At 74.2% G+C, this 11772-nt stretch carries 10 protein-coding genes; 1 reads left to right on the top strand and 9 read right to left on the bottom strand.

Features of this window, described 5'->3' with window-relative positions; all coding sequences use genetic code 11:
• Positions 1 to 67: 67 nt before the first annotated feature.
• The 9 genes from FE251_RS02170 to FE251_RS02130 all read right to left on the bottom strand — a co-directional run bounded on the left by FE251_RS02170 (position 68) and on the right by FE251_RS02130 (position 11174).
• Positions 68 to 1837: an ABC-F family ATP-binding cassette domain-containing protein gene (locus FE251_RS02170; RefSeq protein WP_139071298.1), complete on the bottom strand. Its 1770-nt coding sequence runs from the start codon at positions 1835 to 1837 to the stop codon at positions 68 to 70.
• Between the two features lie 34 nt (positions 1838 to 1871).
• The gene (locus FE251_RS02165; RefSeq protein WP_139947653.1) at positions 1872 to 3050 is read right to left on the bottom strand and encodes a Na+/H+ antiporter NhaA; all 1179 of its coding nucleotides are present in this window, start codon (positions 3048 to 3050) and stop codon (positions 1872 to 1874) included.
• Between the two features lie 115 nt (positions 3051 to 3165).
• Positions 3166 to 4086, bottom strand: coding sequence for a 4-(cytidine 5'-diphospho)-2-C-methyl-D-erythritol kinase (locus FE251_RS02160; RefSeq protein WP_139947651.1), 921 nt, complete (start codon positions 4084 to 4086; stop codon positions 3166 to 3168).
• A complete protein-coding gene (gene rsmA / locus FE251_RS02155) occupies positions 4083 to 4982 on the bottom strand; it encodes a 16S rRNA (adenine(1518)-N(6)/adenine(1519)-N(6))-dimethyltransferase RsmA (RefSeq protein WP_139071295.1) in 900 nt (299 codons plus the stop codon). Before rsmA ends, FE251_RS02160 begins: the two co-directional genes overlap by 4 nt.
• 91 nt (positions 4983 to 5073) lie before the next feature.
• Positions 5074 to 6315, bottom strand: a complete 1242-nt coding sequence (locus FE251_RS02150) for a resuscitation-promoting factor (protein ID WP_230976509.1) — start codon at positions 6313 to 6315, stop codon at positions 5074 to 5076.
• 211 nt (positions 6316 to 6526) lie between these two features.
• Positions 6527 to 7564, bottom strand: a complete 1038-nt coding sequence (locus tag FE251_RS02145; protein WP_168202624.1) for an aggregation-promoting factor C-terminal-like domain-containing protein — start codon at positions 7562 to 7564, stop codon at positions 6527 to 6529.
• A gap of 167 nt (positions 7565 to 7731) precedes the next feature.
• Positions 7732 to 8646, bottom strand: coding sequence for a TatD family hydrolase (locus tag FE251_RS02140; protein ID WP_139947645.1), 915 nt, complete (start codon positions 8644 to 8646; stop codon positions 7732 to 7734).
• Positions 8643 to 10460, bottom strand: coding sequence for a methionine--tRNA ligase (metG, locus tag FE251_RS02135; protein ID WP_139071292.1), 1818 nt, complete (start codon positions 10458 to 10460; stop codon positions 8643 to 8645). Before metG ends, FE251_RS02140 begins: the two co-directional genes overlap by 4 nt.
• Positions 10461 to 10598: 138 nt before the next feature.
• Positions 10599 to 11174: an isochorismatase family protein gene (locus tag FE251_RS02130; protein ID WP_139947643.1), complete on the bottom strand. Its 576-nt coding sequence runs from the start codon at positions 11172 to 11174 to the stop codon at positions 10599 to 10601.
• An 88-nt stretch (positions 11175 to 11262) separates the two neighbouring features.
• Here FE251_RS02130 and FE251_RS02125 point away from each other — a divergent pair, with 88 nt between their 5' ends.
• Positions 11263 to 11760, top strand: a complete 498-nt coding sequence (locus FE251_RS02125) for a universal stress protein (RefSeq protein ID WP_168202623.1) — start codon at positions 11263 to 11265, stop codon at positions 11758 to 11760.
• Positions 11761 to 11772: the final 12 nt, after the last annotated feature.

Below are 11772 nucleotides of genomic sequence, written 5' to 3'. Positions count from 1 at the left end.
TCCCCCAAGGGTCCCGATCCGGCCAGGGTACGCACCCGAGCGGGGTGCGCCTACCCCTTTCGCAGGTTCATCCCGCCTGCTCGGAGAGCTCGAGCCACCGCTCCTCGAGCTCGGCGACCTGCGCCTCGAGCGCGCGGGCCTCCTCGGTGAGCGCAGCGAGGCCCGCGTAGTCGCCGGGGTCGTGTGCGGCCATGCGCTCGTGGAGCGCGGCGACCTGCGCACTCGCCTTCTCCAGGCGCCGCTCGGTCGAGGCGAGCTCCTTGCGGGCTGCGTGCTGCTCGGCGCCACGCGGCTGTTCCTTGGCCGGCGCCTGCGCCCCCGAGGTGCCCTCGTCCTGCCGCCGGCGCAGCTCGAGGTACTCCTCGACGCCGCCCGGCACGTGGCGCAGCCGTCCGTCCATGACGGCGTACTGCTGGTCGGTCACCCGTTCGAGCAGGTAGCGGTCGTGGGAGACGACGATGAGGGTGCCGGGCCAGGAGTCGAGGAGGTCCTCCATCGCGGCGAGCATGTCCGTGTCGACGTCGTTGGTGGGCTCGTCGAGGATGAGGACGTTGGGCTCGTCGAGGAGGATGAGCAGGAGCTGCAGGCGGCGCTTCTGCCCGCCGGACAGCTCACCGACGCGCGCGGACAGGTGCTCGCGGGCGAAGCCGAGGCGCTCGAGGAGCTGCGCCGGGGTGAGCTCCTTGCCGTCGACGACGTAGCTCGTGCGGGTCCGGGCGAGGACGTCGCGGACGCGGTCGTCGGCGATCTCGCCGAGCCCGGTGAACTGCTGGTCGAGGATCGCCAGCCGCACGCTCTTGCCGCGCTTGACGCGCCCGGAGTCCGGCTGGAGGGTGCCAGCGACGAGCGCAAGGAGCGTCGACTTGCCCGCGCCGTTCGCACCGAGGATCCCGGTGCGCTCCCCCGGCCCGATGCGCCACTCGACGTCGCGCAGCACCTGGTTCTCCCCGAAGGAGACGGAGACGTCGAGGAGGTCGACGACGTCCTTGCCCAGCCGCGCGGTGGCGAGGCGGGAGAGCTCGGTGCGGTCGCGCAGCGGCGGGACGTCCTCGATGAGCTGGTTGGCGGCGTCGATGCGGAACTTCGGCTTGGACGTGCGGGCGGGCGCCCCGCGGCGCAGCCACGCGAGCTCCTTGCGCATGAGGTTCTGGCGCTTCGCCTCGACGACGGCGGCCTGCCGGTCGCGCTCGACCCGCTGCAGGACATAGGCGGCGTACCCGCCCTCGAACGGCTCGACGACGCGGTCGTGGACCTCCCACGTCGTCAGCGCCACCTCGTCGAGGAACCAGCGGTCGTGGGTGACGACGAGCAGGCCGCCGGACCCGGCCGCCCAGCGGCGCTTGAGGTGGTCGGCGAGCCAGGAGATGCCCTCGACGTCGAGGTGGTTGGTCGGCTCGTCGAGCATGACGACGTCCCACTCCTGCACGAGGAGCGCGGCGAGGGCGACGCGGCGGCGCTGCCCGCCGCTCAGCGTGCCGACGGGCGCGTCCCAGGGCACGTCGGGAACCAGGCCGGCGATGACGTCGCGCACGCTCGCGTCCCCGGCCCACTCGTGCTCGGGCCGGTCCCCGACGACGGTCTGCCCGACGGTGTGGTCGTCCTCCAGGGTGTCGGCCTGGTCGAGCACGCCCACGCGCAGGCCACCGCGCCAGGTGACGCGGCCGTCGTCGGGCTCGAGCCGCCGGGAGAGCAGGCGCAGGAGGCTGGACTTGCCGTCGCCGTTGCGTCCGACTATCCCGATGCGGTCGCCCTCGTCGATCCCGAGGGTCACCGAGTCGAGGACGACGCGGGTCGGGTACTCCAGGTGCAGGGCCTCGGCCCCGAGCAGATGTGCCACCCGTCAAGGGTAGGTGCCGCCGGGGCGTCCCCCGTCAGGCGGGGCCAGCGGCGGCGGCCGCCCGGGCACGGTAGCCGCGGGCGAGGTTCCGCACGAGCACGACGGCGAGCAGCATCGAGATGCCCGAGCCGACGAGGACCGCGAGGGTGCCCTCGTCGGCGATCCCCGGGGCGTCGGCGTAGGCGAGCTCGTTCATCAGCAGGGAGACGGTGAAGCCGATGCCGCCGAGGGCGCCTGCGGCGAGCAGCTCCTGCGGGCCGAGGGTGACGCCGTCCGCACGGACGAACCGGGCGCCGAGCCAGCCACCGAGGACGATGCCGACGACCTTGCCGAGGGGCAGGGCGAGGACGATGCCCCAGAACGCCGGGGACAGCTCGGTGAGCGGGACGGAGGGGATGACGACGAGCGCGGCGGAGAAGGCGAACAGCGGGAGCACGACGCCGTTCGAGAACGGCTCCAGGGCATGGCGGGCGCGGTCCGCCGGCCGGGCCGCCATGACGAGCCCGAGGGCGACGCCGGCGATGGTCGCGTGCACGCCGGACAGCACGACCAGGCCCCAGGTGACGAGCGCGACGACCACCATGAGCGCCCCGACCCCGACGCGGGCACGACCGCGGAGGAACCTGCTGAGCACGGCGAACACGGCGGTGCCGACCGCAGCCGCGGCGATGAGGCCGAGGCGCGGGTCGGTGGTGAAGAACACGGCGATGATGAGGATCGCGATGATGTCGTCGAGGATCGCGAGCGCGAGGAGGAAGACGCGCAGCCGCGGGGGCAGGCCCCTCCCGACGACGGCGAGGACGCCGAGGGCGAAGGCGATGTCGGTGGCCGTGGGGATCGGCCACCCGTCCTCCAGCCCCGAGCCCGCCGTGACGAGGAGGAAGACGGCGATCGGGACGAGCACGCCGCCGACCGCGGCGATCGCGGGCCGCAGCGCCTTGCTCACGCTGTTGAGCTCCCCGGCGGTGAGCTCGTGGCGCAGCTCGACCGCGACGACGAAGAAGAAGACGGCGAGCAGCCCGTCGCTGATCCAGTGGCCGACGCTGAGGCTGATCCCCGTGCCGGGTACGGCGAGGTAGGTGTGCTGGAGCTCGCTCAGGCCGGGGCCGAGCGGGGAGTTGGCGGCGATGAGGCCGAGCACGGCGGCGGTGAGGAGGAGCAGGGCTCCGGCGCGCGGGGAGCGGAGGGCCGCGGCGAGCGAGGTGGCGGGCATGGGTGTCCTGTCGTGGGGTCGGGCACGGGAGCGGTCCTCGGACCGCTCGCCGACCAGACTTCCCGGCACGCCGCAGACGACTTTACCCGAGCGCGGGTCGCCGCGCCGGTCCGGGTCAGCCGCCCGACACGTGCTCGAGGACGCGGGCACCGGGGGCCGGGCCGCTGACGACGAGGACGTCGCGGGCCACCTCGGCCTCCCGCACGACGGCGGCGACCGAGCGGGCGTGCCGCTCGTCGACGGCGAGGGCGGCGACGGTCGGGCCGGAGCCGGAGAGGACCGCGGCGAGGGCACCGGCACGGTCCGCGGCGGCGAGGACGTCCCGGAGCTCGGGGCGCAGGTCGAGGGCCGGGCCCTCGAGGTCGTTGACGAGGTGCCGGGCGACCTCGTGCGGGTCGCCCGCGCGCAGGGCGGCGAGCAGCGCGTCGTCGAGGTGCGGGGCGGGGGCGGCGCGCCCGCCGTCGTCGTCGAAGGCCGCGAAGACCTCGGGGGTGGACAGGCCGACGTCCTGGACGGCAAGCACCCAGTGGTAGGTGCCGCTGACCATCGCGGAGGTGAGGACGTCGCCGCGGCCGCTGCCGACGGCGGTGAGCCCGGTGAGCGCGAAGGGGACGTCGGCGCCCAGCTCGCGGGCGAGCGCGACGAGCTCGGTGCGGTCCAGGCCCGCACCCCACAGCTGGTCGCACGCGAGGAGGGCGGCGGCGGCGTCGGCGGACCCGCCGCCCATGCCGCCGGCGACGGGCACCTGCTTGACGATGTGGAGGTGGGCGCCGGCGGTGATGCCGGTGCGCTCCTGGAGGAGGCGCGCGGCCCGCAGGGCGAGGTTGGAGTCGTCGAGGGGGACGCGGTCGGCGTCGGGGCCCTCGACGGTGAGGCGCAGGTCGAGGGCCGGGGCGGCGATGACGTCCTCGTGGAGGGAGACGGCCTGGAAGACCGTCGCGAGCGGGTGGTAGCCGTCCCCGTCGGGCGGCCCGACGCGCAGCGCGAGGTTGATCTTGCCGGGGGCCCGGACCCGGACCTCGGGGCCGGTGCTCACCGCGTCACCGGGCGCTGCTCGGCGATGCGGGCGAACTCGGCGATGCCGAGCCGCTCGCCGCGCAGCGTCGGGTCCAGCCCGGCGGCGGTGACTGCCTCACCGGCCGCCGCGGGGGACCCGGCCCACGTGGCCAGGGCGGAGCGCAGGGTCTTGCGACGCTGGCTGAACGCGGCGTCGACGACTGCGAAGACCTCCGCGCGGCTCGCGGTGGTGGTGGGGGGCTCGCGCCGCTCGAGGCGCACGAGCGCGGAGTCGACGTTGGGGACGGGCCAGAAGACCGTCCGTCCGATGGTGGCCGAGCGCTGCGCGGCGGCGTACCAGGCCGCCTTGGCGGAGGGGACGCCGTAGGTGCGCGACCCGGGCGGGGCGGCGAGCCGGTCGGCGACCTCGGCCTGCACCATGACGAGGCCGTGGCGCAGGCTGGGCAGCCGCTCGAGCAGCGTGAGGAGCACGGGCACCGCGACGTTGTAGGGCAGGTTGGCGACGAGCGCGCCGGGCTCGGCGGGCTCCTCCTCGCCGGGGAAGGCAGGCAGCTCGGTGACGTCCATCGCGTCGGAGGTGACGACGACGAGCCGGTCAGCGGCCTCGGGCATGCGGGCCGCCACGGTGCGGGGCAGCGCGTCGGCGAGCACGGGGTCGATCTCGATCGCGACGACGCGCGCCCCTGTCTCCAGCAGCGCGAGCGTGAGGGAGCCGAGGCCCGGGCCGACCTCGACGACGACGTCGCCCGCCTCGATCCCCGCGGTGCGCACGATCTTGCGGACCGTGCCCGGGTCGACGACGAAGTTCTGGCCGAGGGTCTTCGTCGGCCGGATCCCGAGGGCACCGGCCAGGGCCCGCACGTCGGCGGGGCCCAGGAGGGGGTCTGCGGTGGCAGGGGCGGGGTCGTGGCTCACGACGTCGAGCCTAGCCGCCGGTCCGTGGACGCCGCTCCGCCCCCGCGCCGCGCCGGGGGTCCGGGGCGGCACGGGGGCGGGAGGCGGAGGGTCAGCGCAGGCCGAGCTTGGCGGAACAGTGGGGCCACTGGCCCCAGCCGGAGCGGGCCTGGAGCATCTGGGCGCGCTGGGTCTGCTCGGCCGGGGAGGCCTGGGACGGCAGGCCGGTGCCGCCGACGGACTGCCAGGTGGCCACGGAGAACTGGTAGAGCCCGTGGTAGAGCCCGTTGGAGCTGACGACCGTCGGGTTGCCGCCGGACTCGCACTGGGCGAGCGCCGCCCAGACGTCACCGGACACCGCGCCGGAAGGGGCGCTCGGGGTCGCGGAGCCGCCGCTGGAGGAGCCGGAGGAGGAGCCGCTCGCGCTCGGGGCGGGGGCGGCGGGCGCGGCGGGCTGGGGAGCGGGCCGCTCCTTCGTGCCGACGGCGACGATCTCGGCGACCGGCTCGGTCACCGTGACGAACTCGCTCGCCTCGCCCGCGGACTCCTGGTCACCCGTCTTGACGTGGAGGGCGGCGCGCACGCGCAGGCCCTCGGCGCCCTCCTGGACGACGCGACGCTCGCCGACGTACAGCGAGTCGTCCTCCTGCTCGGTCGTCTCGTACGGGACGGGCTCGACGTGGGTGCGCATGCTGTGCTGCCCGCGGGTGACGGTCACCTGGACGATGTCGTCGTCCCCGGTGCCGACGACGACGTCGTCGAGCTTGCCGAGGGACGTGCCGGCGAGGTCGAGGACGTCGTCGACGTGGGCCTCGCCCTCGGGGGTGACGCGGATGGTCTGTCCGTCCACGACGACGTCGACCGGCTCGCCGTCGACGAGGGGCATGTCCAGCGCCTGCCGGCTGCCGTCACGGGAGCGGGAGGCGGCGACGGTGATCTCGCGGCCGCCCTCCCCGAAGGACTGGATCGCCTCAGCGGTGGTGTCGGCGGTGGTCCACATCGCCCGCTGCTCGCCGTCGACGTCGACGCGGATCTGGCGCGCGCTACGGACGACGACGAGGTCGCCGTCCTCGAGGGGGGCGTCGGGGTCGGGGCCGACGGCGTCGCGCTCCCCGACGGCGACGTCCTGCTCGTCGAGCAGGCCGGCGACGGAGCCGGCGAAGGTGGAGACGGTGCGCTCGACGCCGTCGACGTCGAGCTGGACGGACTTGTGGGCCGCGGCGGCGGCGATCCCACCGCCGGTGGCGATGGCGGCGGCGGCGAGCGTCGCGACGAGGGCGCGGCGCCGGTGCCGCCGGCGGGGCTGGTCAGCGTCAGGGGTGGAGGGAGGGAGGACGGCGTCGTTCGATGCCACGAGCTTCCTTGGGTTGCGCGTCCCGGCACAGACGGGGTCGACTGCCCCTGAGGGCAGCCGACTCAGCGAGGACCCGAAGGTCCCCGGGAGGGGTCTGATCCGGCTGGGTGCGTCACCGCGAGGCGACTGGCGGACACATCGTCCGTGGGCGACTGTAACCGTATTGTTACGCGTCGGTCCAGGGATGTGAGCCGTGCAATGCTATCGGCGGTCAGTACCAGCCGACGGAGTTGCTGTGGCCGAGGGCGGCGCAGGGCGTCCCGTAGCGGCCCGCGATGTAGTTCAGGCCCCAGGTGATCTGGGTGGCGGGGTTGGTGCGCCAGTCGGAGCCGACCGAGGCCATCTTCGAGCCGGGCAGCGACTGCGGGATGCCGTAGGCGCCGGAGCTCGGGTTCTCGGCGAGCGGGTTCCAGTTGGACTCGCGCTCCCACAGGGTGTCGAGACAGCTGAACTGGTCGCTGCCCCAGCCGCGCGCGGCGACCATGTCGGCCGCGATCGCCTTGGGGTCACCGCTGACGACCGGGCCCGGCGTGCCTGCGGAGGTCTCCGGGGCGGCGGGGGCCACGGGCTGCGGATCGGCCGTGCCGACGTGCACGACCTCGTCGACCCGCTCGCTCACGACGGCGCGGGCGATGACCTCGCGGCCGGTCTCCTCACCGCCGGTGACGGTGACGCGGTAGGTCGTGGCGGTGACGCCGTCGACACCCTCGGTGACGACGCGGCGCTCGCCTCGGGGGAGGGTGTCGTCCTCCTCCTCGACGGTGGTGTGCGGGGCGGTCTCGCTCACGTGCTCGTCCACGGTCTCGACCGTGGTGACCTCGATGGTCATGCCGGCGACGAGGGGCGTGGCGAGCGGGGCCGACACGACGTCGTCCTGGTCGACGACGACGCCCGCCTCGGCGAGGAGGTCGGCGACGGTGGCCGCCTGGGAGGTGAGCTCGCGCACCTCGCCGTCGACGACGAGGTCGACGGCGACGAGGCCGCCGAGGGCAGAACGGGCCTCGAAGCGCGAGGCACCCAGAGCGCTGCGGTCGATCGCCTCGCCCTCGGCGACGGCGGCCGCCGGGGTGAGGGAGGCGCTGGCGGCGAGCTCGGCCGCCGTCGGCGTCGCGGCGTCGGCGAACGCGAGGGTCCCGCCGGCGATGACGGCGATGACCGTGGTGTGGAGGCCGCGCCGGGCGAGGGTGCGAAGTCGCTTGGGGGCCGCGGTCACCTCACGGTGACGGCCACGGTGGAGGGCGTCGTGCACTACAGGGTCCTGTCTGGAGGGAGGGCCACCCGGCGCGGTCGCCCGCGCGGGTGATGACTGACCTGACCCCGACCGTAACCGATTCGTGACCTTGAGTGGTAGTCGTTGTGGTCGTCCCCACTCCCACCGGAGGTCCCGGGAACACCGGTGAGGGCGCTCCGGGCCGGTCACCAGGTGCCGTACACGGCCTCGGTGTTCGCGGTCAGCGAGTGGCACAGATCGGCCAGCGGGACGCCCGTCTCCTCCGCCAGCCGCCGCACGGTGAGCGGCAGCAGGTAGGGCGCGTTGGGCCGTCCGCGGTGGGGCGCCGGGGTGAGGTACGGGGCGTCGGTCTCGACGAGGAGGAGCTCGCGGGGCACCTCCCGGACGGCGGCGCGCAGGTCGTCGTTCGCCTTGAAGGTCACCGGTCCGGCCACCGAGACGTACCAGCCGTGCTCGGCGCAGGCGCGGGCCAGCCCGACGTCCCCGGAGAAGCAGTGGAAGACGGTGCGCTCGGGGGCGCCGTCGGCGAGGAGGAGGGCGACGACGTCCTCGTGGGCGTCGCGGTCGTGGATCTGCAGCGCCAGGCCCAGCTCCTTGGCGATCGCGACGTGCTCGCGGAAGGCCGCACGCTGCACCTCCCGGGCGCGTTCCCCGCCCCGGAAGTAGTCCAGCCCGGTCTCCCCGATCGCCCTCACCCGCTCGTGGCGGGCGAGCTCGGCGACGCGGGCGACCGCGTCGGCCAGCGACGTCTCGTGCCGCGGGGCGAGGGCGGGGTCGAGCCCGTCCGGCGCGACCTCCAGCACCCCGGCGTGCAGCGGCGCCTCGTTGGGGTGGATGGCGAGCGCGGCGACGATCTCGGGGTGCTCCTCGGCGAGCGCGACGCTCGGGGCGAGGGTGTCGAGGTCGCAGCCGACCTGGACCATCCGGTCCACGCCCACCGCGGCCGCGCGCTCGAGCTGCTCGGCCATGGTGAGCGGGTCGCTGCCCTCGCGCACGCCCGGGTCGTCGTCGGCGCCCACCGGGAAGTGGGTGTGGTTGTCGACGACGGCGACGGGCAGTGCCTCCGGGACCGGCGGCCAGCCGCGCTCGCGGCGGCTCACTCCGTGTCGCCGCCCTCGGGCTCGACGCCGAGGCGCGCGAGCTCCTCGGTGACGACCGAGTCGTCGAGCTTGGTGAAGACCGGGACCGGCTTGGCGATGGGGGCGCCGACCCGCACGGGCCGCGGTCCCCACTCCGGCACGCCGCTGTAGTCGCCGGTGATGACCGGGTAGCCCGGGCCGCCGTCGAGGTCCTCGACCTCCTCGATCCGCGGGAGCGGGGCGACGTCCCCGCTGCCGCCGATGATCGCGTCGATGACGTTCGCGCTGTGCGGCAGGAACGGGCTGAGCATGACGTTGAGGTCGCTCACCGCCTGGGCGGCGACGTGGAGGATCGTCGCGCGGCGCGCGTGCTGCGACTCGTCCTTGAGCTTGTAGGGCTCCATGTCGGTGATGTACTTGTTCGCCTCGCCCACGAGCCGCATGGCCTCCTGGATCGCCGCGCGCTGGCGGTGGCGGGCGATGAGCGCCCCGACGGTGTCGAAGCCCTCGGCGATCGTCGCCTGCAGCTCGAGGTCGGGCTCGATGAGCTCCCCGGCGGGCGGGATCTCCCCGATGTTCTTGTGGATCATCGAGGCTGTGCGGTTGACGAGGTTGCCCCACCCGGCGACGAGCTCGCCGTTGGTGCGGCGGACGAACTCGGCCCAGGTGAAGTCGCTGTCCTGGTTCTCCGGGCCGGCCACGCAGATGAAGTAGCGCAGCGCGTCGGCCTGGTAGCGCTCGAGGACGTCACGGACGTAGATGACGACGCCGCGGGAGGAGGAGAACTTCTTGCCCTCCATGGTGAGGAACTCACTCGAGACGACCTCGGTGGGCAGGTTGAGCGTGCCGTACTCCCCGGGCTTCCCGCCGTACTCGCCCTCGCCGTTGTAGGCGAGCATCTCGGCCGGCCAGATCTGGGAGTGGAAGACGATGTTGTCCTTGCCCATGAAGTAGTAGGACAGCGCCTCGGGGTCGTTCCACCAGCGCCGCCACGCGTCCGGGTCGCCGCTGCGCCGGGCCCACTCGATGGAGGCCGACAGGTAGCCGATGACGGCGTCGAACCACACGTACAGCCGCTTGGTCGGCTGGTCGCGCCACCCGTCGAGCGGCACCGGGATGCCCCAGTCGATGTCGCGCGTCATCGCACGCGGCTTGATGTCGGCGAGGATGTTCTTGGAGAAGCGGATGACGTTGGGCCGCCACGTGCCCGAGGCCTCGCGCCCGTCGAGCCACTTCCCCAGCGCCTCGGCGAGCGCCGGGAGGTCGAGGAAGAAGTGCCGGGTCTCGATGAACTCCGGGGTCTCGCCGTTGATCCGCGAGCGCGGGTCGATGAGGTCGGTCGGGTCGAGCTGGTTGCCGCAGTTGTCGCACTGGTCCCCGCGCGCGCCGGGGTACTTGCAGATCGGGCAGGTGCCCTCGATGTACCGGTCGGGCAGGGTGCGCCCGGTGGACGGGGAGATCGCGCCCTTGGTGGTCCGCTCGACCATGTAGCCGTTCTCGTGGACGACCTGGAACATCTCCTGGACGACGGCGTAGTGGTTGCGCGTCGTCGTGCGGGTGAACAGGTCGTAGGACAGCCCGAGGGCGGCGAGGTCCTCGACGATGAGGCGGTTGTTGCGGTCGGCGAGCTCGCGGGCGCTGACCCCCGCGGCGTCGGCGGCGACGAGGATCGGGGTGCCGTGCTCGTCGGTGCCCGACACCATGAGGACGTCGTGGCCGGCCATGCGCATGAACCGGCTGAAGACGTCGGAGGGAACGCCGAAGCCGGCCACGTGTCCGATGTGCCGCGGGCCGCTGGCGTAGGGCCAGGCCACCGCCGAGAGGATGCTGGTCATGGCCACAAGCCTAGTTGCCCCTCCCGCACCACTCCCCCTCCCCCGCCGACAGCCGACTTCCGCGCGACAGCCGAGTTTGTCCCGACAGCCGACTTTGTCCCGACAGCCGACTTCCGCACGACAGCCGACTTCCGCGGGTCAGCGTGAGGTGGCGATCTCCACGCCCGCCGAGCGCAGCTGCGCACGGGCGGTCTCCCCCTGCTCCGGGGTCACCGGGGCGGTGAGGTCGCTGAGCACCCGGACGCTCATTCCGGCGCGCACCGCGTCGAGCGCGGTCTCCTTGACGCAGTGGGACTCCGCGAGCCCGACGACGTCGACGGCGTCGACCCCCTCGAGCAGCTCGGCGAGGGTGCGCCCCTCGTCGTCGGTGCCCTCGAAGCCGGAGTACGCGGCGGCGTACTGGCCCTTGCGGACCGAGGCGTCGGGGGCGAGGTCCGCGAGCGCCGGGTGCAGCTCGGCCTCTGCGGTGCCCGCGACCCCGTGCGGCGGCCACGTGTCGACGAAGTCCGGCTCCTCGGGCGGGGTGGCGAAGTGGCGCCCCGGCTCGATGTGCCAGTCCTGGGTGGTGACGACGAGCGCGTAGCGGTCACGGTGCGAGGCGGTGTACTCGGCGATCGCGTGGGCGACGGCGTTGCCGCCGGCGACGGGCAGGGCACCGCCCTCACAGAACGTCGGCTGCACGTCGACGACGACGAGGGCGCGGCTCTCACTCATGCGGTTCTCCTCCGGGTCGACGGGCTCGCCGCCATCGTCCCACGGCGCCCCGGGCCCGAGACGTGCGCCACAGGAATACAGTGGTGGCATGGCCGACGACGACATCTCCCAGAGCGCCAGCTGGACCCCGATGGCCGGGATCCGGACCGTGGCGGAGGTCGACGGCGGGGTCCTGGTCGGGGACGACGGCTCGCCGTGTGCGGCGCGTGCGATCGAGTACGCGGCCGCGGAGGCGGCGCGCCGGGGTGCGGAGCTCCACGTCGTGCGGGCGTGGTCGATCCCCACGGGCGTACGCCCCGAGGACGCCCCGTTCGGCACGACGCCCTCGATCACCGAGATGCAGGAGGCGACCCGCGCCGAGACGCAGCGGCGTGCCGAGGCGGCCGCCGCTGCCCACCCCGGACTGCAGATCCACGCGCACACCGCCTTCACCCGCCCCGACCACGCGCTGCTCGCCGCCGCCAAGGGCGCCGACGTGCTGGTCGTCGGCTCCAAGGGACGCTCTCGGCTGAGCAACATGCTCATCGGCTCGACGGCCACGACCGCCGTCCGCGACGCGACGATCCCCGTCGTCGTCGTGCGCTGACCGGCCCGCGCC

Source organism: Georgenia wutianyii (assembly GCF_006349365.1).
In the GTDB taxonomy this organism is placed as follows: domain Bacteria; phylum Actinomycetota; class Actinomycetes; order Actinomycetales; family Actinomycetaceae; genus Oceanitalea; species Oceanitalea wutianyii.
The sequence above is the reverse complement of the archived record's forward strand: the minus strand, read 5'-3'. Positions and strand labels throughout refer to the sequence as shown.